At 68.2% G+C, this 25,291-nt stretch carries 16 protein-coding genes and 3 pseudogenes; 10 read left to right on the forward strand and 9 right to left on the reverse strand.

Going from position 1 to position 25,291, the window contains the following annotated elements:
- Window positions 1-155: 155 nt before the first annotated feature.
- Together ABIC66_RS22970 and rutR are read right to left on the reverse strand one after the other, a co-directional pair.
- Window positions 156-1,784 (reverse strand): ATP-binding protein, encoded by a 1,629-nt coding sequence (locus ABIC66_RS22970; protein WP_354073479.1) that lies wholly within the window; start codon window positions 1,782-1,784, stop codon window positions 156-158.
- Window positions 1,785-2,013: 229 nt separating this feature from the next.
- A complete protein-coding gene (gene rutR, locus ABIC66_RS22975; RefSeq protein WP_354073481.1) occupies window positions 2,014-2,766 on the reverse strand; it encodes an HTH-type transcriptional regulator RutR in 753 nt (250 codons plus the stop codon).
- 111 nt (window positions 2,767-2,877) lie between these two features.
- Between rutR and rutB the strand changes: the two genes are divergently transcribed.
- The 4 genes from rutB (at window position 2,878) to rutA (ending at window position 6,291) form a co-directional block, all read left to right on the forward strand.
- On the forward strand, window positions 2,878-3,597 hold the full coding sequence (rutB, locus tag ABIC66_RS22980; protein ID WP_354073483.1) for a pyrimidine utilization protein B: 720 nt from the start codon (window positions 2,878-2,880) through the stop codon (window positions 3,595-3,597).
- A gap of 138 nt (window positions 3,598-3,735) precedes the next feature.
- A complete protein-coding gene (gene rutC / locus ABIC66_RS22985; protein ID WP_354073485.1) occupies window positions 3,736-4,125 on the forward strand; it encodes a pyrimidine utilization protein C in 390 nt (129 codons plus the stop codon).
- Between the two features lie 136 nt (window positions 4,126-4,261).
- The gene (gene rutD / locus ABIC66_RS22990) at window positions 4,262-5,062 is read left to right on the forward strand and encodes a pyrimidine utilization protein D (protein ID WP_354073487.1); all 801 of its coding nucleotides are present in this window, start codon (window positions 4,262-4,264) and stop codon (window positions 5,060-5,062) included.
- A gap of 167 nt (window positions 5,063-5,229) precedes the next feature.
- On the forward strand, window positions 5,230-6,291 hold the full coding sequence (gene rutA, locus ABIC66_RS22995; protein WP_354073489.1) for a pyrimidine utilization protein A: 1,062 nt from the start codon (window positions 5,230-5,232) through the stop codon (window positions 6,289-6,291).
- A 125-nt stretch (window positions 6,292-6,416) separates the two neighbouring features.
- On the opposite strand, the gene bamJ is transcribed toward rutA, so the two are convergent.
- The 4 genes and pseudogenes from bamJ to ABIC66_RS23015 all read right to left on the reverse strand — a co-directional run bounded on the left by bamJ (window position 6,417) and on the right by ABIC66_RS23015 (window position 12,974).
- Window positions 6,417-6,920 carry a BamJ family beta-barrel-assembly machinery protein gene (gene bamJ / locus ABIC66_RS23000; protein ID WP_354073491.1) on the reverse strand — a complete coding sequence of 168 codons (504 nt, stop codon included), beginning with the start codon at window positions 6,918-6,920 and terminating at the stop codon, window positions 6,417-6,419.
- A gap of 131 nt (window positions 6,921-7,051) precedes the next feature.
- The gene (locus ABIC66_RS23005; RefSeq protein ID WP_354073493.1) at window positions 7,052-8,356 is read right to left on the reverse strand and encodes an alpha/beta hydrolase family protein; all 1,305 of its coding nucleotides are present in this window, start codon (window positions 8,354-8,356) and stop codon (window positions 7,052-7,054) included.
- 126 nt (window positions 8,357-8,482) lie between these two features.
- Window positions 8,483-9,651 (reverse strand): annotated as a pseudogene (locus ABIC66_RS23010) (glycoside hydrolase family 10 protein).
- A gap of 92 nt (window positions 9,652-9,743) precedes the next feature.
- Entirely contained in the window at window positions 9,744-12,974 is a 3,231-nt protein-coding gene (locus ABIC66_RS23015; RefSeq protein WP_354073495.1) for a TonB-dependent receptor, read from the reverse strand.
- Between the two features lie 568 nt (window positions 12,975-13,542).
- On the opposite strand from ABIC66_RS23015, the gene ABIC66_RS23020 reads away from it, so the two are divergent.
- From ABIC66_RS23020 to ABIC66_RS23040, 5 genes and pseudogenes are all read left to right on the forward strand, one after another.
- A complete protein-coding gene (locus ABIC66_RS23020; RefSeq protein ID WP_354073497.1) occupies window positions 13,543-15,051 on the forward strand; it encodes a tryptophan halogenase family protein in 1,509 nt (502 codons plus the stop codon).
- The gene (locus ABIC66_RS23025) at window positions 15,048-16,133 is read left to right on the forward strand and encodes a tryptophan 7-halogenase (RefSeq protein WP_354073499.1); all 1,086 of its coding nucleotides are present in this window, start codon (window positions 15,048-15,050) and stop codon (window positions 16,131-16,133) included. The genes ABIC66_RS23020 and ABIC66_RS23025 overlap by 4 nt, the downstream gene beginning before the upstream one ends.
- 143 nt (window positions 16,134-16,276) lie before the next feature.
- Window positions 16,277-17,794: a tryptophan halogenase family protein gene (locus ABIC66_RS23030; RefSeq protein WP_354073502.1), complete on the forward strand. Its 1,518-nt coding sequence runs from the start codon at window positions 16,277-16,279 to the stop codon at window positions 17,792-17,794.
- Window positions 17,791-19,302, forward strand: a complete 1,512-nt coding sequence (locus tag ABIC66_RS23035; RefSeq protein WP_354073504.1) for a tryptophan halogenase family protein — start codon at window positions 17,791-17,793, stop codon at window positions 19,300-19,302. Before ABIC66_RS23030 ends, ABIC66_RS23035 begins: the two co-directional genes overlap by 4 nt.
- Window positions 19,303-19,439: 137 nt before the next feature.
- A pseudogene (locus ABIC66_RS23040) lies at window positions 19,440-19,766 on the forward strand (endonuclease domain-containing protein); the annotation flags it as partial.
- Between the two features lie 67 nt (window positions 19,767-19,833).
- Here ABIC66_RS23040 and ABIC66_RS24300 read toward each other — a convergent pair.
- The 3 genes and pseudogenes from ABIC66_RS24300 to ABIC66_RS23050 all read right to left on the reverse strand — a co-directional run.
- Window positions 19,834-19,944, reverse strand: a pseudogene (locus ABIC66_RS24300) (hypothetical protein); the annotation flags it as partial.
- 5 nt (window positions 19,945-19,949) lie between these two features.
- Window positions 19,950-21,254, reverse strand: coding sequence for an amidohydrolase (locus ABIC66_RS23045; RefSeq protein ID WP_354073508.1), 1,305 nt, complete (start codon window positions 21,252-21,254; stop codon window positions 19,950-19,952).
- Window positions 21,255-21,490: 236 nt separating this feature from the next.
- A complete protein-coding gene (locus tag ABIC66_RS23050) occupies window positions 21,491-23,596 on the reverse strand; it encodes an alpha-glucuronidase family glycosyl hydrolase (RefSeq protein ID WP_354073510.1) in 2,106 nt (701 codons plus the stop codon).
- Window positions 23,597-23,935: 339 nt separating this feature from the next.
- Between ABIC66_RS23050 and manD the strand changes: the two genes are divergently transcribed.
- Window positions 23,936-25,147 carry a D-mannonate dehydratase ManD gene (gene manD / locus ABIC66_RS23055; RefSeq protein WP_354073512.1) on the forward strand — a complete coding sequence of 404 codons (1,212 nt, stop codon included), beginning with the start codon at window positions 23,936-23,938 and terminating at the stop codon, window positions 25,145-25,147.
- Window positions 25,148-25,291 lie beyond the last annotated feature (144 nt).

A 25,291-nucleotide genomic window follows, 5' to 3' on the forward strand; every position in this document is an offset into this window, starting at 1 on the left:
GCTCAGGATGAATCTGGGCCCCGGCTTTCGCCGGGGAGAGCGGAATGGAGGCGGTTCAAGGAACGAGATTTCCCGACCGGCGGTGTAACCTCTCACCCTCCCACGCCTGCGGCGTGGGCCCCTCCCTCTCTCATGGAGAGAAGGATTTTCTCCCCCTACCGCACCACCCGCAGCGCCGGGCGTTCGCTCATCGCCTGGGTCAGGGGCACGGTGAAGCGGAAGCTGGAGCCCAGGCCCGGCGAGCTGTCGACGCCGATGGTCCCGCCCATCAGCTCGACCAGCTCGCGGCAGATCGACAGGCCCAGGCCCGCCCCGTCGTGGGCGCGGGTCAGGGAGGCGTCGACCTGGGAGAAGGTCTTGAACAGGTCGGGCACGTGCTGATCGGCGATGCCCATGCCGGTGTCCTCGACCTCGAACCGCAGGCCGCCCTTGGTCGCCGGACGGACGCGGACGGTGACGCCGCCGTCGTCGGTGAACTTGACGGCGTTGGCGACCAGATTGCCCAGCACCTGGCGCAGGCGCATCGGATCGCCGGTCCAGCGACCGCGCAGCTCGGGCGCGATGTCGACGGCGAGGGTCAGATCCTTGGCCGCCGCCGCGCCGGAGAAGGCGGCGCAGCTGGCCTCGACCATGGCGGCCAGGTCGAAGGTCTCGGTCCGCAGCCGCACGGCCCGGGTCTCCAGCCGCGCGATGTCGAGGATGTCGTTCAGCAGGGCCAGCAGGGCCTGGCCGGACTCCTCCAGGATGCGCAGGCGCCGGGTCTGGGGCTCGGACAGGGTGTCGGCGGCCATCACCTGGGCCATGCCCAGCACGCCGTTCAGCGGGGTGCGGACCTCGTGGCTCATATTGGCCAGGAAGCGGGTCTTGGCGGCGTTGGCGGCCTCGGCCTCTTCCTTGGCGGCGATCAGGGCCAGGCGGCTGGTCTCCAGCTTGCGCAGCGCCTCGGCTACGCGCTGCATCAGCACCGCCCCGGCCGCGACCAGGATCAGAAAGCCGACGACGATCCAGGGCGCGACGCTCTTCATCAGCGTCACGCCAGGGTTCTCGGCCGCCCAGGCCAGGGCCCCGACCGGACGGCCGTTGATGTCGTCCAGCATCACGCGGGGAGCCTCGTCGCGCGGCTGATCCAGGAAGGCCAGGCCCTTCAGGCCCAGGTCCGCGGCGAAACGCTTCACGAAGGGCGCGTCGACCCGACGGGCTGTGACCACCACCGCGACGGGGCCGTCGTAGCCGTTCGCGACGGCGCGGCTCTCCGGCGTAACGGCGGCGAAGGCGGTGAGGTAGGTCACGCCGTCGACGCGCATCAGCCCGGTGCGCGTGACCTCGGCGGCCGAACTGAGGCGGCCCACGCGGCGGGCGGCGCGGGCGTCGGTCGCGACGTCGGCGACGATGCGCTCCGCCTCGGCGGGGAATGCGCCTAGCGCCCGGGCCTCGGTTCGCATCCCCCCTTTGGAGGCGTAGACCACCTGGCCGGACCGCATCACGAAGGTCAGGTCGTGGCCGAACTGGTCGTGGTAGTAGGTGGCGAAATCGGTGTCGGCCCAGGCGGCGTCGATCTTCCAGCCCATGGCCTTGTAGGCCGCGTCCCAGACCGTGGCCGAGGTCAGCTCGCGCTCCATGCGGTCCAGGGTGCGCGACACCGTCCGGCGAACCAGCGAGATCTCGTCCTCGGCCTCGGTGCGGTCCACTGACCGCGCGGCCAGCAGCATCAGGGCCAGCGCCCCCAGGATCGAGACGGCCACCAGCACCGCGGCCGCGCCGACGATCCCGTGGATCAGTCGCATGGGCCGCGTCTCTGAAGTCTGAGATGTCGCGTCTGGGCGGGTCATGTCTGACCGCATTTTCGGCTCGGACGGCGAACTGTGAAACGCGGCCCTTAGACGCAGGGCGTCAAATCTCCCTGTCATCCCGGCCGAAGCGGAGCGGAGAGCCGGGACCGCGACAAGCTCGGAGCTTCCGGTGGTCCCGGATCGGCGCGCTACGCGCTTGTCCGGGATGACAGCCTTTTGGCCCCTACCGCCTTCTCGCCCCGTCCAGCACCAGGGCCGTGATCGCGGCCTGGGTTTCGTCCATGAACGCCTTGTCGGACAAGGTCTTACCACTCAGCGCCCGCACCTGGACGGCGAAGTCGGCATAGTGCTGGGTCAGGGCCCAGATCGCGAAGATCAGGTGCGGCGGATCGACTCGGGACAGCTTGCCCGCCGCGACCCACGCCTGGATCACCGCGACCTTGGCGTCGAACACCGCCTTCAGCGGTCCGGCCAGCACCGGTTTCAGCAGCGGCGCGCCGCGCAGCATCTCCAGGGCGAACAGCCGCGAGACCTCGGGATGGTCGCGGCTCAGGACGAGCTTGGCGCCGATCAGGGCGGCGATGGCCTCGGCCGGATCGTCGGCCTCGGTGAAGCGGCTCAGCGGCGCCAGCCACAGAGCCAGGCCCTGCTCCAGCACCGCCAGGTAAAGCGCGTCCTTGGACGGGTGGTAGTAGAGCAGGTTGGCCTTGGAGATCCCCGCCGCCTGGGCGATGGCCTCGACGCTGGCGCCGTCCAGGCCCTGGCGCGCGAACACGGCCAGGGCGGCCTTGAGGATCGCGGCCTTGCGCGCCTCGCCGGCCTTCGCCCGAGGGCCCTTGGGGGTTTCGGAGGGCGCGCCATCGCCCGCCGATTGGGCGGCCTTGACCAGCTTGCGGGCGCCGGACGCATCCTTGGCGACGGCGCGGGGCCCGGTCTTGCGCGGCGGCTTGACGGTCTTGGCCACGGGAGCGGTCATCACATCTCGAACTTGGACCATTTGGTCAAACATGGACCGAACGGTTCGGATTGCAACGTTACGCGGGATGGTATTCCATGCCTCTCGCAAACCACAAGGGAGCCGACGTCGATGACGTCCACGATCACCCCGCTCTCCCCCAACGCCGTCATGCTGCCGGCGCGGCCCGAGCCGATCCCGGTCGATCCCAAGACCACGGCGGTGATCGTCATCGACATGCAGAACGCCTACGCCTCGCCCGGCGGCTATCTGGACCTGGCCGGCTTCGACATCTCGGGCGCGGCGGCGGTGATCCAGCAGATCAAGGGCGTGCTGACGGTGGCCCGCGGGGCTGGCATGCAGGTGATCTATTTCCAGAACGGCTGGGACGACCAGTATGTGGAAGCCGGCGGTCCGGGCTCGCCCAACTGGTGGAAGTCCAACGCCCTGAAGACCATGCGCGCCAAGCCTGAGCTGCAGGGCAAGCTGCTGGCGCGCGGCCAGTGGGACTACGAGCTGGTCGACGAGCTGACGCCCGAGCCAGGCGACATCCGGCTGCACAAGACCCGCTATAGCGGCTTCTTCAACAGCCAGCTGGACAGCGTGCTGCGGGCGCGCGGCATCCGCCACCTGGTGTTCGTCGGCATCGCCACCAACGTCTGCGTGGAATCGACCCTGCGCGACGGCTTCATGCTGGAATATTTCGGGACCGTGCTGGAGGACGCCACCCACCAGGCCGGGCCCGAATTCCTCCAGAAGGCGGCCCTGTTCAACATCGAGACTTTCTTCGGCTGGGTCTCGACCACGGCCGACTTCAAGGGGGCGTTCGGGCAGCTGGCGCCGTCCAAATAACCCCGCTCTCCCCGGCGAAAGCCGGGGCCCAGATCGTAAGGCTGAGAAGCGCCAAGTTGGTCCGACACCCAGGGTGAATCTGGGTCCCGGCTTTCGCCGGGAAGAGCGGATTGATGAGGATTTAGAGGGAGATTTCAGATGCCCAAGACCGTCATCACCCCGCCCGGCACGGGCACGCCCATCGCCCCGTTCTCGCCCGGCACGCTGGCCGACGGGATCGTCTACGTCTCGGGCACCCTGGCCTTCGACAAGGACAACAATGTCGCCAATCCCGACGACGCCGAGGCCCAGACCCGCCAGGTGCTGGAGACCATCAAGTCGGTGATCGAGACCGCCGGCGGGACGCTGGAAGACGTGACCATGAACCACATCTTCCTGACCGACTGGGCCCACTACGCGCCGATGAACAAGGTCTATGCCGAGTACTTCCCCGGCGACAAACCGGCCCGCTACTGCATCCAGTGCGGCCTGGTGAAGCCCGGCTTCGTGGTCGAGATCGCCTCGGTCGCCCACATCGGCAAGCGCTGATGCGTCTCCTCCCCCGCTCATTCCCGCGAAAGCGGGGACCCAAGCCGGGTCGGCGGACCATGGCTCGGCCGCGCCAATCCCCAAGAGTCAGCTTGGGTTCCCGCTTTCGCGGGGATGAGCGGTTGGGGGTGCGGTCATGAATTCTGGCCTTGTCGACGGCCTCTATTACGAGCTGCACGGCGGCCCCGTGGCCGGCCGCGAGGTCGTGCTGCTGTCGTCGGGGCTGGGCGGGTCGGGCGCGTTCTGGGCCCCGCAGATGCAGGCGCTGCTCGAGCATTGGCCGGTGGTGCTGTACGACCATCGCGGCACGGGGCGCAGCGTCCGCGAGCTCCCCTCCCCTTACAGCGTCCAGGACATGGCCGACGACATGGTCAAGGTCATGGACGCCCTTGGCTTGGCGAAAGCGCATGTGGTCGGCCACGCGGCGGGCGGCAACGCGGGCCTGGCCCTGGCCCTGTCCCACCCCGATCGTCTCGGCAAGCTGGTGGTGGTCAACGGCTGGTCGCGGCCCGACCCGCACATCAGGCGCTGCTTCGACACCCGCATCCACCTGCTGAACGACACCGGGCCGCAGGCCTATGTCCACGCCCAGCCGATCTTCCTCTACCCGGCCGACTGGATCTCGCGGAACCACGCCCGGCTGCAGGCCGAGGAGGCCCACCACGTGGCCGGCTTCCCGCCGCGCGAGGTGGTGCTGGCCCGGATCAACGCCCTCCTGGCCTTCGACGTCGACGCGCGGCTGGAGGAGATCCCCCACCGCGTCCTGATCAGCGCCAGCGCCGACGACATGCTGGTGCCGATGAGCTGTTCCCAGCGGATGGCCGGACGGCTCCCCAACGCGGACTTTCAGATGGTCGCCTGGGGCGGGCACGGGTTCACGGTGACGGATCCCGAGACCTTCAACGAAGGTCTGGTGAAGTTTTTGGAGGGGGCGTGAGCACTTTTTACCGCTCTCCCCGGCGAAAGCCGGGCCCAGATCGAACCCCAGCTTCTCGGCGACGGGGCGGGCGGCTGGCGCGAACACCCAAAACTCTCTGGATGAATCTGGGCCCCGGCTTTCGCCGGGGAGAGCGGATTTAAGGAACTAGAACAGGAACCCTACCCATGCAGGTCGGCGTCTTCATTCCCATCGGCAACAACGGCTGGCTCATCTCCGAGACCGCGCCGCAGTACATGCCCAGCTTCGCGCTGAACAAGGAGATCACCCAAAAGGCCGAGAAGTACGGCTTCGACTTCGCGCTCTCGATGATCAAGCTGCGCGGGTTCGGCGGCAAGACCCAGTTCTGGGAGCACAATCTCGAGAGCTTCACCCTGATGTCGGGCCTGGCGGCCGTGACCTCGAAGATCAAGATCTTCGCCACCGTCGCCACCCTGACCATCCCGCCGGCCATCGTGGCCCGCATGGCCTCGACCATCGACTCGATCGCCCCGGGCCGCTTCGGCATCAACCTGGTGACCGGATGGCAGAAGGCCGAGTACAGCCAGATGGGCCTGTGGCCGGGCGAGGAGCACTATACCGACCGCTACAACTACCTGGCCGAATACACGACCGTGCTGAAGGAGCTGCTGGAGACCGGCGTCTCGGACTTCAAGGGCAAGTACTTCACCATGGACGATTGCCGGGTCAGCCCGCACCCGAAGGAGACCAAGCTGATCTGCGCCGGCTCGTCCGACGAGGGCCTGGCCTTCACGGCGCAATACGCCGACTACAGCTTCGCCCTGGGCAAGGGCGTCAACACCCCGACCGCCTTCGCCTCGGTCAACAAGCGGCTGGAGGCGGCCGCCGAGAAGACCGGCCGCGACGTGCAGTCGTTCCTGCTGTTCATGATCATCGCCGACGAGACCGACGAAAAGGCCATGGCCAAGTGGCAGTCCTATCGCGCGGGCGCCGACCAGGAGGCCCTGGCCTGGCTGACCAACCAGGCGGCCCCCAACGCCAAGGCCGGCGCCACCACCAACACCACCCAGCTGGCCGCGCCGGAATCGGCGGTGAACCTGAACATGGGCACCCTGGTCGGCAGCTATGAGAGCATCGCCCGGATGATGGACGAGATCGCCGCCGTGCCGGGCACGGCCGGCGTGCTGCTGACGTTCGACGACTTCGTGAAGGGCGTCGAGGACTTTGGAGAGAAGATCCAGCCGCTGATGAAGAGCCGGAAGCAGTAGAGACGGTCACTTGCCCCCACCTGACCTGCTCCGCAGGTCGTCCGCCCCCGGAGGGGGCGGAAGGTGATCCCTCTTCCCCCCTCCGGGGGAGGAGGGCCGAAGGCCCGGAGGGGGCAAGTCGGCCCCTAGTCCACCGCCAGCATGCCCAGCAGCTGCAGGCGGAACACCAGCACGCTGTCCGGCGGGATCTCGCCCATGTCGCGCGAGCCGTAGGCCAGCTCGGACGGGATGTAGAGGGTCCACTCGTCGCCGACCTTCATCAGCGGCAGCGCCTCCAGCCAGCCCGGGATCAGGCCGTCGGCGGGCATGATCGCCGCCTTGCCGCGCGCGAAGCTGCTATCGAACACCGTGCCGTTCAGCAGCTTGCCCTCGTAGTGGACCTTGACGATGTCGCCGAGCTTCGGCGACGGGCCGGTCTTGGGGCCGCTGGTCACGACCTTGTACTGCAGGCCCGACGGCAGGGTGATCACGCCCGGAGCCTTGGCGTTCTTTTCCAGGAAGGCCTTGCCGGCGACGGCGGCGGCCGAGGGGCCGGCGTTCAGCTGCGGCGGGGCCGAGGGTTGCACCTGGGCGTGGGCGGCGCCGGCGGCGAGCGTGATGGCCAGGGTCAGGGGGGCGATGAAGCGCATGGGGTCTTTCGAGGTTCGATTCCGGTGACGCACCGTAGCGATCCTTGAGCGGAACTTCGCGGCGAAATTTGGGGGACGCCCCCTCCGTCTCGCCGCGGATACGCGCCATGACGAAGGGGACGCTATGGCGACTATCGCTTGCCCTCGAAATAACGCGCCGCGAAGTCCAGGAAGAATGGCCAGTTCGGACCGGGCGTGTGGCCGCCCTCGTGCTGCCGGAACGCCAGGTCGCCATCGGCGATCAGGGTCAGGGGCGCGGGGAACGTCGTCACCCCGAGGTCCTTGGCCCCCAGCAGCCGATAGACCGGCCCGGCCGCGACCTCGGCCATGAACATGCCGCGCGAGTCGATCCAGGCGTCGGCCTCGTCGTTGCCGACGCTGATGAACAGCGGGCGCGGCGCGGCCAGGGCGATCAGTTCGTGGGCGTCGACGGGCAGATCGTCGGCGGTCAGCGGGCCGGCGTATTTCAGGAAGCTCCCGGCCATCCAGTGATGCTCGCCCTCGGCCGCCAGGTTCTCGACCTGCTCGCCGCGCCGGCGCCGATGCAGCTTGGCGCCGCCTTCGCCGGACGAGGCGATCAGGCCCACGGCCAGGCGCGGCTCGTAGGCCATGGCCAGCAGCGCGGCCTTACCGTAGCGCGACAGGCCCTCGACGCCGATCCGCTTGGGATCGACGGCCGGGTCAGTCTCGAAATAGTCGACGGCGCGGCTGGCGCCCCACGCCCAGGCGCGCAGGGCGCCCCAGTCGTCGGGCTTGCGCGGCCGGCCTCGGTTGGCCAGGCCGATGATCCCTTGCGAGAGCTTGGCCGGGTCGTCGGCCTGGACGCTGGTCGGGTCGAGGATGGCGTAGGCCCAGCCTCGGGCGATGACCAGATCGCGCCAGTCCGGTCCCGGTGGGGCCGGACGCCCGCGCATCCACGGCGCGCCGTCGGGGAAGCCGAACTCGAGGATCAGCGGGACGCCGGTCCTGCCCTCCGGCGCCACCACCAGCATGTCCAGCGAGACCGGGATCGACGGGACCCGGCGGTTGTCGGCGACACCGGCCAGACGCTTTTCGACCACCGGAACGCCAGCCCGGACCGCGCGGGTCTCCTTGACCACCCGCCAGGCGATCTTCGGCGCGTGGCGGGGAACCCGGCCGTGCTCCTCGCGGGCGTAGAGTTCGACGATCTGCGGGCGACGGATCTTCCACCAGGTCTCGGCGTCGGCCACCGGCGCGCCGTCTGGCAGGCGCAGTGGATCGGGCAACAGGCTGAACGGCCCGGCCTTGGCCTCGTCGTAGTTCACCGCATTGGGCGCGCCCTTGTCGTAGCCGTCGACGCCTGGGCGCAGCGGCGTATTGATCCCGAGCGCCTTCAGCATCCGCGCGTGCTCGGCTCGGCCGGCGGCGACGTCGCGTTGCGGCAGCTGGGCCAGGGACGGAGTCGCGATCGCCAACGCCGCCAGACAGGCCCATCGGGTGATTGATCTTACCAGCGCCACGACGTCATCTAACCTTTGCCATGTCCAACGCTCTCGAGCCCGAGGCGAAATTTTATTCCTACGGAAGGGCGTTCACCGCATCTACCGCGCCGGCGCCGCCCGTAGCGCCGCGGCCACCGCTTCGCGCAGGGGCTTGGGCCTGTAGTCGTCGTCATAGAGCGTCGGGCGCTTGGGCAGCCTGTCCTCGCGCGGCCACAGGCCCTGCAGCCACGAATATTTGTCGACCATGCCCCAGGCCAGAACCTCTTTGGTCTGGCGATAGCTCAACATCTGGTCGAGATAGGCCTTGGCGTAGGCGGCGACCTCGGCGTCGCGCGGGCCAAAGGCGGCGGGCAGGCCCTTGTCGTGGACGTCGAACTCGGTGACCAGCAGGTCGTAGCCCATGCCGGTGACCTCATCGAGGAAGGCGGTCCATTCCTTGGTCTGCGGCTTGCCGAAGCCGGTGAAGCTGTCGGCGTTCTCGGCCCCGATGTGGCTCTGGACGCCCAGGGCGTCGACCGGCGTCCCGCGCTTCTTGAAGCCTTCCAGCAGCTTCAGCACGCCGGCGCGATGCTGTTCGTTGCCGACCTCCTGGCCCATATAGTCGTTGTAGACGAGGCGGGCCTTCGGCGCGGCCTCGCGGGCGACGTGGAAGGCCAGGTCCAGCACCGGTTCCTGGCCCATGGCGTCGGAGAAGATCGTCCTGCGCAGCGAGCCGTCCTTGGGATCGACGGTCTCGTTGACCACGTCCCACGAGATCATCTGCGGATAGCGCGCGCAGACCGTGCGGATGTGCTCGGTCAGCATCTTGGCGACCGCGTCGGCGGGCTTGGGGCCGAAGTCGTAGTGCGTCAGCCACTGGGGGAACCATTTCGGATGGTGCCACAGCAGGGTGTGCCCGCGCATGGCCTGGCCGTGCGCCTTGGCGAAGGCGGCGATGCGGTCGGCGCGCTCGAAGTGGAAGGGCTTGGGCCCGCCCTGGCGGACCACGTACCACTTCAGCTCGTTCTCGGGGACCAGCACGCCGCACTCGCGGGCGATGATCTCGCGGTATTTCGGATCGTCGAGCGAGCCGGTGAGCTCGCCCTTGGGGCCGGCCCCGACGGCGCTGCCGAAATAGAGGCCCTTGGCCTTGGCCAGGTCGCGCAGGGGCGTCTCCCCATCCTGTTCCGGCGCGGCGAAGACGGGGCCGGCGAACGCCGCGGCGGCGCCCGCGGCCAGAAGGTCTCGACGGGAAGGACGCATCGGGAAGCTCCAAGAAAAACGCGCACCGCCCAAGGAAGACGATGCGCGCCGAGACGTGACAGAGATAGCCAGGTTTCCGCGGCCCGGGCTGAGGATCCCGGGCCGCGAACCTTCGAACCTAGAAGCTGGCGCGCAGCACGACCGTATAGCGACGGTCGGCCATGAACCAGGAACGGCCGGTCTTCAGCAGGTCGTTGTTCAGCACCTGCGTCGTCCGGGTCGTCTCGTTGAGCAGGTTCACGCCCTGTACCCCGACCTTCATCTTGTCGTTGATCGTGTAGAAGAACGAGCCGTCCAGCTGGCCGGTCGCCTCGTTCATGATCGGCGCGAACGGCACGATCACGTCGCGGACCGTCAGCAGGAAGTCCGAGCGCCAGTTGTAGGCCAGGCGCGCCGAGATCTTCTTCTTCTCGTAGATCAGCGCGAAGTTGGCGTTGTACTTCGACAGGCCTTGCAGCGGCAGCTTGCTGGTGTCGACCGTGGTGACGCGGCCGGCGGCCACGTCGGGGTCGGTCGCCGACAGGGTGCTTTGCGGCACGCCCTTGCTGTCGATGTAGCTGAAGTTGGCGTTGATCCCCAGGCCGTCCAGCGGCTTGGGCAGGAAGTCGTAGAACTGCTGGTAGCCGACTTCGAAGCCCTTGACCTTGGCGGTCTGGTCCGAGTTGCCCGGCGTGGTGACCAGCACGTCGAACGTGGCGCCGTTGTTGGTGAACGGCACGCGGGCGGTCGTGTTGGTCGCGACGTTGGTCAGCTCCTTGTAGAAGGCCGCGACGGTCAGCGAGCCGACCGGCGCGAAGTACCATTCCACCGAGGCGTCGATGTTCTTGGACTGGGTCGGCTTCAGGAAGGGATTGCCGACCGTGACATTGCCCGACGGCCGGCCATTGGTGATGCCGTCGGCGTTCGTGTTCAGCGCCAGATTATAATAGTTGCGCGTCAGGCCGATGTCCGGCGGGGTGAGCGTCTTGGACAGGCCGAAGCGATACTGCAGGCCGTGCGGCGCCATGACCTTCAGGTTGAAGCTGGGCAGCCAATATTCGAACGAGGCCTTGGCCGAGCTGGGGATGGTGGCCCCATTTTGCCAGGCGCGGGCCGCGGCCCGAACCTGCGGCGTCAGACCGCAGAACGACGAGGGGATGAACGGCGCCTTCGGGTCCGGCAGGGCCTGCCAGTCGGTCAACGCCTTCACGCAGTCGGCGTCGGTGGCCAGGCTGGTCGAGTTCGGGAACGTCAGAAGGCCATCCGCCACGCGGTCGGTCTTGGTGTAGCGCACGCCGATATTGCCGCTGACGCGCAGGTCGCCCATGTCGCCCTTGAAGCGGGTCATCAGATAGGCGGACTTGGTCTTCTCGTTGACCGGGTTGATCTCGCCCGGCTTGAACGGCGTACCGGCGACGACGTCGCAACGCTGCGCCAAGGGCACCCAGTTCTGCGGGCAGCTGCCCGACAGGCGGTCGCGCCACTCGTCGCCGACCGACAGAGCGAACCGCGAGACGGCCCCGTAGTTGTCGACCAGATTCTGCGAGAAGAACAGGCGCGGATCCGAGCCGGTCGGGACGGCGGTCTTGCCGCGCAGGAAGTTGTCGAAGGCGAAGGTCTCGGTCACCCGCGCGCTGGTTTCGCCGCCGGCGGTGTTGGGGTTGCCGTTGATCGGGTCATCGAACCAGACCGGGCCGCCGCTGCCCCAGATTTCCGAGAGCACACCCCAGTTGTAGGTCGAGAAGCGGGTGGTCTGATCGCGTTCCGACCAGCGCACGCCGGCCTTCACGGAGTCGAACCAGGTGTCGTTGTTGAACTTGTATTCGACGTCGAACTTGACCGCGTCCTCGGTGCCTTCCGACTGCTCGATGTGGTCCATCGCCGAGCGCCAGAAGCTGTTGTACGGATCGCTCAGGCTGCTGTGCGCGCCACGGGCGTAGGACGGGCAGTTGTTGTTGAACGGCGCGCAGTTCGACACGGTCGTGCCATTGGACGGCGCCGTGAAGGCCACGTCCGGCAGGTCCTTGCCGTGCAAGGTGATCGAGGCGTTCTGGAACGTCGACCCCCACAGGCCCATGCTGATGCCGTCGGCCTTGGAGTCGACGTGCTGGGCGTCGAACAGCAGGCCCCAGTGTTCGTTCGGCGTCCATTTGAAGTTGAAGCCGTAGTCGGTCGTGATGTTGGTGTTGTTCTCGTCACGACGGACGTTGTTCGACTGCAGGCCGTCGATCGGCGTGCGCGGGTCCGAGCCCTGCTGGTCGGCGCGCCAGCCGGTGGTGCCGGTGATCACGCCGTTGGTGAACACGCCGCTGTCGTCGAACGTGAAGCTGGTGCCGGCGGCCGGACGCGAGTCGCCGTTGCCGACGACGTTGTCGGTGGCGATTTCGATCGCGTGCTCGGTCCACTTGCTGGTCGCTTTCGACCGCAGGTACTGGAACGCGGCCTGCATGGAGCCGTCGTTGCTCTTCCACTGCACGGCCGCCGCGCGGCCTTCACGCTTGCGGTCGCTTTCGGTGGAGCGGAACGCGGCGCCGCGCGGGAACCAGAGGCCCTTCGCGCCATTGCCGCAGTTGGCGACGGCCTGGCCCAGATTGGTGCGGCAACCGAAGTTCGACGCCTGGATGGCGTCGCTGCGGGTCGCCAGCTTGGAGTTCACGAAGCTAGCCAGGATGCCGACCTCGCCGATGGCGGTGTCGAAGCGGTCGCTGTAGAGCACCGAATAGGTCGGCTTCCATTCCTTGACCAGGTCGCCGTAGCTGTTCTCAACCGACAGCGACAGGATGCGCTTCTTGCTGTCGAACGGCAGGCGCGTGCGCAGGTTCACCGTGCCCGAGATGCCGCCCTCGATCAGGTCGGCCGAGGGGCTCTTGAACACGTCGACGCCGCCCATCAGTTCCGAGGGAACGTCGGCGAAGCTGAGGATGCGGCCGTTATTGGCCGTGAAGGTGTCGCGGCCGTTCAGTTCCGAACGGACGAAGTTCAGGCCGCGGACGACCACGCCCGAGCCCTCGACCGAGAAGTGGTCGGGGTCGACGCCGGCGGCGAAACGGTTGATGGACACGCCAGGGACGCGCGACAGCGCTTCGGTGACCGAGCGGTCCGGCAGGGCGCCGATGTCCTCGGCGGTGATCGAGTCGCCGATGATCTCGGACGACTGCTTCAGCTGCTGGCTGCTCTTCAGGCTCTGCTTGATGCTGGTGACGATGACTTCGTCGACCGTCTGGGCGTCGGACTTGGCCGGCGCGGTCTGAGCCATGGCAGGCATGCCGATGACCAGCGCCCCGAGCGCCAGCATCGAAACCCCGTATTTCAGATTATTCGGTATGAAATTGCGTCCGCGCTGCGCGGACGGCCCTTTGGCCGTGCCCATGTCGTCTACCTCCCCTTTTTTCATTTGGCAGCGCCGGTAGCGCTACCATTTTGGTCAATGTTACCGTGACCATTGTTGTCAGATCACATGACAGACGATCCGCCGTCAAGCGTTGTCACCGACACCAGGTTCGTTTAGCCATAAGGATTGGGAACGTTACCATTTTAGGTAGAGGCGGTGACCGCTACGCGGTTTCCGCACACCGAACCCTCTACCTGGCAATCCCCCAATCCGTGGCCTGGCCACGGCGCGCTGGATTTTCGAGGTCCAGCGAAGCTAACGATGACAACGACAGACAGCGTTGTCAATTATGACCGGCGGGGACCGCGGCGCTTTGTCGAAGGTCCGGTACGCCGGCGACCGGGGGAGGAGACAGGATGACGGACGAAAACGTTCGCGCCGGCGGCTTGGCGACAGAAGTGGGACGCGTCGGTTTGACGCACCTTGAAAACTGTCTTCCCGGCCGGAGCGCGAAGCGCGCAGAGCCGGGACCGCGACAGGCGCTGGCGTTTCTGGCGGTCCCGGATCTCCGCTACGCTACGTCCGGGATGACAGACAGAACGTGCCCATGACCCCCATCCGCAAGATCGTCATCGTCGGCGGCGGCACGGCCGGCTGGATGACCGCCGCCGGCCTGGTCGCGGTGCTGAACGGCCTGCCGATCGCCATCGAGCTGGTCGAATCGGCCGAGATCGGCACGGTCGGGGTCGGCGAGGCCACGGTGCCGCACATCCGCAATTACAACGCCCGCCTCGGCCTGGACGAGGCCGACTTCATGCGCAAGACCCAGGCGACCTACAAGCTGGGCATCGAGTTCCGCGACTGGGGCCGCCAGGGCCAGGCCTATGTCCATCCGTTCGGGGCGTTCGGCCATCCGATCGGCGGCGTCCCGTTCCACCAGCACTGGCTGCGGGCCCGCGCTTTGGGTCAGGCCGATGCGATCCAGGCCTACAGCCTGCCGATCATGGCCGGCCTGGCGGGCAAGTTCGCCCCGCCCTCCCCCGACCCGCGCGCGCTGGGCTCGACCTTCAACTACGCCTACCAGTTCGACGCCGGCCTCTACGCCCTGTACCTGCGCGCCTATTCGGAAGCGCGGGGCGTGGTCCGCACCGAAGGCAGGATCGCCAGCGTCCAACAGCGCCCCGAGGACGGCTTCGTCACGGGCGTGACGCTGGAAAGCGCCCAGGTGATCGAAGGCGATCTGTTCATCGACTGCTCCGGCTTCCGGGGTCTCTTGATCGAGGGCGCGCTGAACGCCGGCTACGACGACTGGACCCGCTGGCTGCCCTGCGATCGCGCCGCCGCCGTGCCGTGCGACTCGGTCGAGCCCGCCACGCCCCTGACCCGCGCCACCTCGGACGCCGCCGGCTGGCGCTGGCGCATCCCGCTGCAGCACCGGGTCGGCAACGGCTATGTCTACTGCTCCAGCTATATCGACGACGACGAGGCCGCCCGCGTCCTGCTCGCGAAGCTGGATGGCCAGGCGCAAGCGGACCCGCGCTTCCTCCGCTTCGTCACCGGTCGGCGCAAGACGCAGTGGCTGAAGAACGTGGTGGCCATCGGCCTGTCGTCGGGCTTCCTGGAGCCGCTGGAAAGCACCAGCATCCACCTGATCCAGGTGGCGATCTCGACCCTGCTGGAGCTGTTCCCGCACCAGGGCTGCGACCGGGCCGACCAGGACGAGTACAACCGGGTCATGGACCTGGAGTTCGAGCGGATCCGCGATTTCCTGGTCCTGCACTACCACGCCAACCAGCGCGACGATTCCGCGTTCTGGCGCGACCGCGCCGCCGCGCCGATCCCCGATAGCCTGGCCGACAAGATCGCCCTGTTCCGCGAGCGCGGCGTGGTGGCCGCCTACAAGGATGGCTTCTTCAAGGAGCCCTCGTGGCTGGCGGTCTATCTGGGCCAGAACGTCATGCCCGACGGCCATGACCCGCTGCTGGCGGCGATCGATCCGGCCGACTCGGCGCGGGTGCTGGCCGAGCTGAAAGCCGCCATCGCCCGGACGGTGGCCGCCATGCCCGAGCACGAAGCCTATCTGCGCTCGGTCGCCGACGCCCGGGTGTCCGCATGAGGATCCTGATCGTCGGAAGCGGCGTCGACGCCTGGATGACGGCGGCCGTGTTGGCGACGGCGGGCCAGGGCGCCGCCGCGATCGCCGTGGCCGAGACCGGCCCGGCAGCGGCCGGCCAACTCGTCGCCCTCCCCGCCCTGCGCGGCCTGCACGCCCGGCTTGGGATCGAGACCGGAACGCCGCTGCTGGGCCTGCGCCACGGGGCCGCCGTCGAGCCGTTCGGCGAGACCGGCGCGACCCTGGACGGCCTGGCCTTCCACCAGCACTGGCTACGGGCGCGCGAGATGGGGCCGCTGGCCGCCTGGAGCCTGAACGCCCAGGCCGCCGCCCGCGGCCGCTTCGCGCCTCGCAGCCCCGATCCGCGCTCGCCGCTCTCGACCCTGGACCACGGCCTGCTGCTGGACGCCAAGGCCTATGCCGACACGCTGAAGGCGGTCGCGCTGCAGGCCGGCGCCACACAGGTCGAGGGCCGCCCCGACGCCGACCTGGTCGTCGACGCGTCCGGCCAGGCCGACGACTGGATCGACTGGAGCGCCTGGCTGCCGACCGGCGCGCGGCTCACCGGCGTCGAGGGCCTGGTCGCGACCTTCGCCCACGACGCGCCGCTGAAGGCCGGCCGCCGGGCCCAGGCCGTGACCGGCAACGTCGTGGCGATCGGCGCGGCGCTGGGCGCGATCGGCGCGGCGGACGGCGGCGACCTGCACCTGCTGCAGACCACCGTCTCGCGCCTGGTCGCCCTGCTGCCGACCACCCCGGCGGCGATCACCGAGTTCAACCGCCTGACCGCCGCCGCCCTCGACCGCGCCCGCGACATGGCCATCCTGCGCTGGGGCGTGCTGGACGCGCCGCCCGAGGAACTGGCCTGGAAGCTGGCCCAGTTCGAAAGCCGCGGCCGCGTGGTGATGTACGACGAGGAGACCTGGCCCGAGGGGGCGTGGGTCCACGCGCTGCTGGCGCGAGGGATCGTTCCGAAGCGCTGGGATCCGCTGGTCGAACGCATGCCGATCGCGCGGACACGGGAGATGCTGGCGCGGATGCGGGCGATGATGGAACGGACGGCGGAGGGGATGCCGAGTGTTTAGTCTCGTCCGGCAGGCCCCCTCCGCGCTTCGCGCTCCTCCCCCGGAGGGGAAGAAGAATCCCTCTGCCCCCTCCGGGGGCGGACGACCTGCGGAGCAGGTCCGGTGGGGGCCTGTGGCCTCGGCAAGTTTCGCTCGGTGATTTCATGACCCCCAACCCCATCCGCAAGGTCCTGATCGTCGGCGGTGGCACGGCCGGTTGGATGACCGCCGCCGCCCTCGCCAAGGTGCTGGACGCCAAGGGCGTGGCCGTCACCCTGGTCGAGTCCGACGCCATCGCCACGGTCGGGGTCGGCGAGGCCACGATCCCGCCGATCACCACCTTCAACCAGATCCTCGGCATCGATGAGGCCGAGTTCATGCGAGCCACCAAGGGCAGCTTCAAGCTGGCCATCGAGTTCCGCGACTGGCTGAGGCCCGGCCATCGCTATCTGCACCCGTTCGGCAATTTCGGCCTCGATATCGAGGCGCTGAAGTTCCACCAGTTCTGGCTGCGCGCTCATCACGAGGGCTGGGCCGCGCCGATCGACGACTTCAACCTGCCGGCCACCGCCGCCAACCTCGGCAAGTTCGCCCTGCCGTCGAAGGACCCCGGCCAGGTGATGTCGAGCCTGAAATACGCCTTCCACTTCGACGCCGGCCTCTACGCCCGCTACCTGCGGGCCCATGCCGAAAAGCGCGGCGTGACGCGGGTCGAGGGCAAGGTCGCCAGCGTCCAGCAGCACGGCGAGACCGGCTTCGTCACGGGCGTGACCCTGGAAGGCGGCCAGGGGCTGGAGGCCGACCTGTTTGTCGACTGCACCGGCTTCCGCGCCCTGCTGATCGAGCAGACCCTGAAGACCGGCTTCGAGGACTGGGGCCACTGGCTGGCCAACGACCGCGCCGTGGCCCTGCAGTGCGAGATGGGCGGCGATGGCCTGACCCCGGTCACCCGCGCCACTGCCCACGAAGCCGGCTGGATCTGGCGCATCCCGCTGCAGCACCGGATCGGCACGGGCTATGTCTATTCGTCGAAGCACATCAGCGACGAGGACGCGCTGAAGACCCTGCAAGGCGCGCTGGACGGCAAGCCGACCCAGGACCCGAACTTCATCAAGTTCCGCCCCGGCCGCCGCAAACAGATCTGGAACAAGAACGTCGTGGCCATCGGCCTGTCGTCGGGCTTCCTGGAGCCGCTGGAGAGCACCAGCATCCACATGATCCAGGCCGGCATCACCAAGCTCTTGGCCCTGTTCCCGGACAAGGGCTTCGATCCGGTCGAGATCGCCGAATACAACCGCCTGACCATCCTGCAGGTCGAGCTGATCCGCGACTTCATCATCCTGCACTTCCACGCCAACCGGCGCGACGAACCGTACTGGAAGGCGCTGCGCGAGATGGAGATCCCGCCCGACTTGAAGCGCAAGATCGACCTGTTCCGCGCCTCGGGCCGGCTGTTCCAGTCGGACTACGACCTGTTCGCCGAGCCCAGCTGGATCGCCGTGCTGCTGGGCCAGGGGGTCATGCCCCAGCGCCACGACCCTCTGGTCGACCAGTACGACGAGGCCTTCGTCCGGACCCAGATGGCTCGCCTGAGCGCGCTGATCCAACAGACCGGCCGCGCCATGCCCAGCCACGAAGACTTCATCGCCCGCTACTGCGCCGCCCCCGAGTTCGTCCGATGACCGAGAACCCTCGCCTGCGCCGCGTCGTCATCGTCGGCGGCGGCACCGCCGGCTGGATGACCGCCGCCGCCCTCGGCCGCTTCCTGAAGGACGGCTACACCAAGGTCACCCTGGTCGAATCCGAGGCCATCGGCACGGTCGGGGTCGGCGAGTCGACCATCCCGCAGATCAACATCTTCAACCGGATGCTGGGGCTGGACGAGAACGAGTTCGTCCGGAAGACCAAGGCCACCTTCAAGCTGGGCATCGACTTCGTCGACTGGCTGAGGATCGGCCACAGCTACCACCACCCGTTCGGTCCCTACGGCGTCGACATGGAGGGGGTGTCGTTCCACGCCTACTGGCTGAAGGCGCGCGCCCAGGGCCTGACCGACGACCTCGGCGCCTACAGCCTGCAGACCCTGGGTTCGCGCCAGAGCAAGTTCATGCGCCCCAACGGCCAGGCCAATTCGCCGCTGGGCCAGATCGCCTACGCCTTCCAGTTCGACGCTGGGCTCTATGCCCGGTTCCTGCGCGACTACGCCGAAGCGCGGGGCGTGGCCCGGCGGGAGGGCAAGATCGCCTCGGTCCAGCAGGATGGCGAGAGCGGCTTCGTCACCTCCGTCACGCTGGAAAGCGGAGCCGTCATCGAGGGCGACCTGTTCATTGACTGCTCGGGCTTCCGGGGCCTGTTGATCGAGCAGACCCTGAAGACCGGCTACGAGGATTGGAGCCCGTGGTTGCTGAACGACCGCGCGGTGGCCATGCCCTGCACGCTGGCCGGCTCGATGGCTCCGGTGACCCGAGCCACGGCCCGCCCCTATGGCTGGCAATGGCGGATCCCGCTGCAGCACCGACTGGGCAACGGCTACGCCTATTGCAGCCGCTTCGTCAGCGACGACGAGGCCACGGCCGACCTGCTGGCCAACCTCGACGGCGAGCCCCTGGCCGAGCCGAACCTGCTGCGCTTCACCGCCGGCCGCCGCAAGAAGAGCTGGGACAGGAACGTCGTCTCGATCGGCCTGTCGGCCGGCTTCATGGAGCCGCTGGAGAGCCAGTCGATCCACCTGATCCAGGTCGGCATCTCGCGCCTGCTAGCCCACTTCCCCGACCGCCATTTCCGCCAGGCCGACACCGACCGCTACAACCGGACCATGACCTTCGAATACGAGAAGATCCGGGATTTCCTGATCCTCCACTTCAAGGCCACGCAGCGGAACGACACGCCCTATTGGGACTATCTGCGCGAGATGCCGATCCCCGACTACCTGGCCGACAAGATCGAGCTGTTCAAAGGCTCGGGCCGGGTGTTCCGCGAGAACGAGGAGCTGTTCAACGACACCTCGTGGTTCGCGGTCTTCATCGGCCAGGGGATCATCCCCGAGGGCTGGGACCCGATGGCCGACGCCATGGACGAGGCCACGTTCCGGGCCCGGATGGTCGAGATCAAGGCCGTGATCGCCAAGTCCGCCGAGGTGATGCCGGACCACATGGCGTTTATTCGGGAGAACTGTGCGGCGGAGAGGTGAAGGACGCCCCCTCCGTCTCGTCGCCCCCCCCCGCTGCGCAGGGGAGGAGGGGTTCCTCCTCACCCGTGAAACGGGGGAGGTGGCGCGCCGCGAATACGCGGCGTGACGGAGGGGGCGTCCGCATGTAAACTCAACCTATGAGGTCAACAACCAGAACCCACACGCGCGCCAGGGCCCTGCGCCGCGCCATGACCCCACCAGAAGTCGTGCTGTGGGTTCGGCTCCGACCGCGTCAACCGGACGCTACGCGCATTCGCCGCCAACACCCGATCGGCCCTTATGTCGCGGACTTCTACTGCGCGGAGGCTAGGCTGGTGATCGAGATCGACGGCTGGGGTCATAGCATGGGCAGCCAGCCCGCACGCGATGAGCGCCGGGACGCCTGGATGACGGATCAGGGCCTCATGGTCATTCGCTATGCCGCCGCCGATGTGATGAGCGATCCGACGGCCATAGCCGATGGCATCTGGGACACGTGCGTCGATCGGATCCGCGCGCGCCGAGGCCTGGACGCCCCCTCCGTCTCGTCGCCTATCGGCGCCGAGCCACCTCCCCCGCTACGCAGGGGAGGAGAACATCTTCCTCACCCGTGAAACGGGGGAGGTGGCGCGATGCATACGCATCGTGACGGAGGGGGCGCTCTCCCCCTACTTCCCCACCACGTTCATCACCGCCAAGGTCATCGCCTCCACCCCGGTCCGGATGCTCGGGCCCGGGGTCGGCGCGAAGTACGGCGAGTGGTTGACCGGCAAGGGGCGGCCCTCGGCCTTGGCCTTGGCGATCTCGGCGGGGTCGTAGCCGCCGATGCCGAAATAGACCGACGGCACGCCGGCCAGGACGAATTCCGAATAGTCCTCGGACGCCGAGCCGGGCGTGGTCTGCAGCACGGCGCGGGCGCCGAACGCGGCCTTGAACACCGCCCCGGTGCGGTCGGTCAGGCTGGCGTCGTTGACCACCATCTTGCCGCCCGGCGTGATCTTCAGGTCGGCCGGCGGCGCGCCGGCCATGTCGACGACGGCCTTCGCCGTGCGCTCGACCCCGGCCAGGATCTTGTCGCGCACCGCGTTGTCCTGGGTGCGGATGGTGCCGCGCACCCGAGCCTTGTCGGGGATGATGTTGCCGGCGCTGCCGGCCTGGATCGAGCCGACCGTGACGACGCCGAAAGCGGCGGGATCCTTTTCGCGGCTGATCACGCTCTGGACGTCGACGGTGAAGCGGGCCGCCATCAGCACCGGGTCGATCGTCGCCGCCGGCATCGCGCCGTGGCCGCCGCGGCCGTTGAACGTCACGTCCAGCGCGTCCGAAGTCGAGGTCAGCACGCCGGCCTTGTAATAGACCTCGCCCGCCGCGCCCGGCCCGACGTGCAGGGCGAAGCCATAGTCGGGCTTGCCGCCGATCTTGTCCCACAGGCCGTCGGCCAGCATGGCCCGCGCGCCGCTGACCGTCTCCTCGGACGGCTGGGCGACGAAGACCAGCGTGCCCTTCCAACGCGCCTTCTGGGCGACCAGTTGGCGGGCGGTCCCGATCCAGGCGGCCATGTGGATGTCGTGGCCGCACGAATGGGCGACGAAGACCTTCTCGCCGTTCCAGGTGGCGGTGGCCTGGCTGGCCCAGGGCAGGCCCGACTTCTCCTGCATCGGCAGGCCGTCCAACTCGGTGCGGACCAGGACCTTGGGCCCGTCGCCGTTCTTCAGCACCGCCACGAGTCCGGTCTTGCCGACGCCCTCGGTGACCGTGAAGCCCAGGGCGCGCATTTCCTTGGCCAGCTTGGCGGCGGTCTCGACCTCCTGGAAGCCCAGCTCCGGATGGGCGTGGATGTCCTTGTAGAGCGCCTCCAGCGCCGGGTAGTCGCGGTCCAGCTGGGCGTCGATGGCCTTCAGCGTGGCGGGCGGCGCGGCCTGGGCGGCCGTGGCGAGGACGGCGGCCACAGCCGTGGCGAGGAGGAGGTTCATGCGGCGGCCCCGAGGTGTGTGGTGTCAGGTGACTGACGGGCGAGCTTAGCTCAACCGCTACACTCGTCGCGCCAATTTCCCCTCTCCTCCCCCTCTGGGGGAGGGGGACCGCCGAACGGCGGTGGAGGGGCCCTGTGAGGCGGCGACCGCACCACCGCTTCGCGGACCCCCTCCGTCTCGCCGCGTATCCGCGGCGATCCACCTCCCCCTAATGGGGAGGAGAGAGTTCCTTCCCCTCAGCCCCCCGGCGCCCAGGGGAACTCCTCTGCTTCGTACGCTTCCAGGCTCTTCGCCGGGGGCTTTTCTCCCGCCGGCAGCGGCCGCTTCGAGAAGCTGCCGAACCAGGCCACCGAGGCGTCGCGCCACCATTGGGCCTCGTCGCGCTGGATCTTCAGATAGTCGGCGACCTCGGCATGGCGGCCGGCGTCGACATACGGCGCCATCGACGCCCAGGTGCGGTTCATGCCGTCGACGTACGACACCCCGCGGCCGTAGGACTTGACGAGGCCGTCCCAAAGGGTGTCGCCGGACTTCAGGCGGTAGTCCCACGAGAGGTGGTGGAACCACAGCAGGTCCTTCTCGTCGACGCACTTGAGGTCGGCGAAGCAGGCCCCGACCGCCGGCGCGTACTGGGCCGTGGCGTTGCTGCCCGAGGGCGTGCGATCGAAGCCCAGGCCGTCCGGGCCGGCCTTGGCGTAGTAGACGCTGGTCCAGTCGGCGCGCGGCCCGCCGCTGACCCACGGCCCCGGGCCGTAGTGATGGCTGCGGCCCATCTGGTGGTGCAGGCCCAGCGGGGTCATGTAGTTCACCGCCGCCTCGCGCGAGCCCATCATCATCTCGACCACCGGCTTCACGAAGCGCGGGTCGTTGGTGAAGGTCATCCTGGCCCAGTCCGTGGCGATCTCCCGGGTCGACGCCTCCGGATCCCAGGCCAGGCGGCCGAAGACGTACCAGTTGGCCTGGTCGAACTGCGAGCCCGACCAGTTGCGGTCCGAGCCGATATTGGCGACGCCGGCCATCACCGTCAGCTTGCGGTTATCGAGCTGGCCGTCGATCACCTTGGCCACCGTCGAACCCTTGCCGTGGGCCAGGGTGTCGGACTTCAGCGTCTCCTCGTAGAGCGGGCCCAGATAGACGAGGTGGGTCGAGAAGCCGAGATATTCCTTGGTGATCTGGAACTCCATGCCGAGGTTCGACTTCGGCATGGCCCCGAACAGCGGGTGGAACGGCTCGCGCGGCTGGAAGTCGATCGCGCCGTTCTTGACCTGGATGACCACGTTGTCGCGGAACTGGCCGTCGAACGGCTTGAACTCGTTATAGCCCTGCTTGGCGCGGTCGTCGGGCTGCTCGTGCGAATAGACGAAGGCGCGCCAGATCACGACGCCGCCATGCGGGCCCACTGCGTCGGCCAGCATGTTGGCGCCGTCGACGTGGGTGCGGCCATAGTCCTGCGGCCCCGGCTGACCTTCGGAATTGGCCTTGACCAGAAAACCGCCGAAGTCGGGGATGGCCTTGTAAAGCTCGTCGGCCTTGGCCTTCCAGAAGGCGGCGACGGCGGGGTCGGACGGATCGGCGGTCTTCAGGCCGCCGATCTCGATGGGGGCCGAGAACCGGGCCGACAGATAGACCCGGATGCCGTAGGGCCGCAGCGTGTCGGCCACCGCCGCGGCCTTGGCGATGAACGGCGGCGTCAGGCTGTCGGCCTTGGCGTTGACGTTGTTCAGCACCGCGCCGTTGATGCCGATCGAGGCGTTGGCGCGGGCGTAGTCCACCAGACGCGGATCGACATGGCCGGGCAGCCGCCACCAGTCGAAGATCGACTGGCCGGCATAGCCGCGCTCGACCGTCCGGTTCAGGTTGTCCCAATGGTTCAGCATGCGCAGCTTGACCTTGGGCGCGCTGGCGATGTCGAGGGCCTCGACGCTCTGGCGGGTCTGGATCAGCTCGAGATAGCGGAACACGCCGTAGAGGACGCCGATGTCCTTGCCGGCGGCGATGACCGTGGTCTTCCTGCCGTTTACCGAGATGGTGCGGATCCGGTAGCCCTCGTCGCCGAGGCCCGCCTGCGGCGCGACGGTCAGCTGGATCACTCCATCGCGCGAGCCGGCGGCGGCCGAAGCCGGCTTGCCGACTAGGCCGGTCAGGCCGCGCTCCAGCTCGGCCCGAACGACCTTCATCGTCGGGGTGTCGGCGGTGGGCGCGATGGCGGCGGCGCGGGCGGCGTACGGCGCCTTGGCCGAGGCCTCGACCGGCTTGTAGCGGAGCCACAGGTCGTAACCGTCCTCGGCCCGGGCGGCCGGGGCGACGAGGACGAGACCCAGGATCAAGGCCAGTAGACGCATCCGTTTCACTCCTACCCTAAAGTCCGCTCTCCTCGGCGAAAGCCGGGGCCCAGTTGAAGGGGCTCCGAGGCGCCAGGAACGCTCAAGCTCTGCCTTACGATCTGGGTCCCGGCTTTCGCCGAGAAGAGCGGTTTTCTACGCTCCGCCCGCGCCAGACGCCGCCGCTCTCCGACGACACCCTAAAGGTCGGGACACTTATGCATAGTGGTCAGACCACTGCATTGACAACCCTCATGGTAGCGGTAAACCGGTAATTCAGGGAGGAAGATGGACGTCGCGTTCGCCAACGGCGCGCCGTGATCTTCGGCCCGCTCCTTGCCGTCCCAGCCAAAGCGTCCCATGCCCAAGATCATCGCCGCCAAGACCATCGTCACGTGCCCGGGGCGCAACTTCGTCACGCTGAAGATCGTCACCGACGAGGGCGTGTACGGCATCGGCGACGCCACGCTGAACGGCCGCGAACTGGCGGTCGAGGCTTATCTCACCCAGCACGTCATCCCCTGCCTGATCGGCCGCGACGCCCACCAGATCGAGGACATCTGGCAGTACCTGTACAAGGGCGCCTACTGGCGGCGCGGCCCGGTGACCATGGCCGCCATCGCCGCGGTCGACATGGCGCTGTGGGACATCAAGGGCAAGATCGCCGGCCTGCCCGTCTACCAGCTGCTGGGCGGCGCCTGCCGCGCCGGGGTCATGGTCTACGGCCACGCCAATGGCGAGACGATCGAGGAGACCCTCGACAACGCGGCCCACTACGCCGAGCAGGGCTACAAGGCCATCCGCCTGCAGACCGGGGTGCCGGGCATGAGCGGCACCTACGGCGTCTCCAAGGACAAGTTCTTCTACGAACCGGCCGACAGCGACCTGCCCAAGGAGACCGTCTGGTCGACCGAGCGCTACATGCGCAGCACGCCCGCCCTGTTCGAGGCCGCTCGCCTGCGCCTAGGCGACGACCTGCACCTGCTGCACGACGTCCACCACCGCCTGTCGCCGATCGAGGCCGGGCGGCTGGGCAAGGATCTCGAGCCCTACCGCCTGTTCTGGATGGAGGACACCACGCCGGCCGAGAACCAAGCCAGCTTCCGCCTGGTGCGCCAGCACACCACCACCCCGCTGGCCGTCGGCGAGATCTTCAATTCGGTCTGGGACTGCAAGCAGCTGATCGAGGAGCAGCTGATCGACTACATCCGCGCCACGGTCGTCCATGCCGGCGGCATCACCCACCTGAAGAAGCTGGCCAGCTTCGCCGACCTCTATCACGTGCGCACCGGCTGCCACGGGGCCACCGACCTGTCGCCAGTCTGCATGGGCGCGGCCCTGCACTTCGACCTGTCGATCCCGAACTTCGGCGTCCAGGAATATATGCGCCACACGCCCGAGACCGACGCGGTCTTCCCGCATGCCTACACCTTCAAGGACGGCATGCTGCACCCGGGCGACGCGCCGGGCCTGGGCGTCGACATCGACGAGGATCTGGCCGCCAAGTACCCATACAAGCGCGCCTATCTGCCGGTCGCCCGCCGTCTCGACGGCTCGATGCACGACTGGTGAGGCCAGTGGTCGCCCACCGCGGCGCCCAACATCTGGCCACGAGGGGCGGCAAACTCTGACCAATCGGCAGGCGAGCGCGAGAAAGTAGGACAAATCACGCCGGTCCCCATGTTAGGGAATCACGGATCTAACATTTGCCCACCT

The sequence above is a fragment of the Caulobacter sp. 1776 genome (assembly GCF_040545685.1).
Taxonomy (GTDB): domain Bacteria; phylum Pseudomonadota; class Alphaproteobacteria; order Caulobacterales; family Caulobacteraceae; genus Caulobacter.

Coding starts and splice junctions, on each gene's coding strand:
- ABIC66_RS22970 (WP_354073479.1), bottom strand. CDS start 1,784: ATGCGACTGATCCACGGGATCGTCGGCGCGGCCGCGGTGCTGGTGGCC.
- rutR (WP_354073481.1), bottom strand. CDS start 2,766: ATGACCGCTCCCGTGGCCAAGACCGTCAAGCCGCCGCGCAAGACCGGG.
- rutB (WP_354073483.1), top strand. CDS start 2,878: ATGACGTCCACGATCACCCCGCTCTCCCCCAACGCCGTCATGCTGCCG.
- rutC (WP_354073485.1), top strand. CDS start 3,736: ATGCCCAAGACCGTCATCACCCCGCCCGGCACGGGCACGCCCATCGCC.
- rutD (WP_354073487.1), top strand. CDS start 4,262: ATGAATTCTGGCCTTGTCGACGGCCTCTATTACGAGCTGCACGGCGGC.
- rutA (WP_354073489.1), top strand. CDS start 5,230: ATGCAGGTCGGCGTCTTCATTCCCATCGGCAACAACGGCTGGCTCATC.
- bamJ (WP_354073491.1), bottom strand. CDS start 6,920: ATGCGCTTCATCGCCCCCCTGACCCTGGCCATCACGCTCGCCGCCGGC.
- ABIC66_RS23015 (WP_354073495.1), bottom strand. CDS start 12,974: ATGGGCACGGCCAAAGGGCCGTCCGCGCAGCGCGGACGCAATTTCATA.
- ABIC66_RS23020 (WP_354073497.1), top strand. CDS start 13,543: ATGACCCCCATCCGCAAGATCGTCATCGTCGGCGGCGGCACGGCCGGC.
- ABIC66_RS23025 (WP_354073499.1), top strand. CDS start 15,048: ATGAGGATCCTGATCGTCGGAAGCGGCGTCGACGCCTGGATGACGGCG.
- ABIC66_RS23030 (WP_354073502.1), top strand. CDS start 16,277: ATGACCCCCAACCCCATCCGCAAGGTCCTGATCGTCGGCGGTGGCACG.
- ABIC66_RS23035 (WP_354073504.1), top strand. CDS start 17,791: ATGACCGAGAACCCTCGCCTGCGCCGCGTCGTCATCGTCGGCGGCGGC.
- ABIC66_RS23045 (WP_354073508.1), bottom strand. CDS start 21,254: ATGAACCTCCTCCTCGCCACGGCTGTGGCCGCCGTCCTCGCCACGGCC.
- ABIC66_RS23050 (WP_354073510.1), bottom strand. CDS start 23,596: ATGCGTCTACTGGCCTTGATCCTGGGTCTCGTCCTCGTCGCCCCGGCC.
- manD (WP_354073512.1), top strand. CDS start 23,936: ATGCCCAAGATCATCGCCGCCAAGACCATCGTCACGTGCCCGGGGCGC.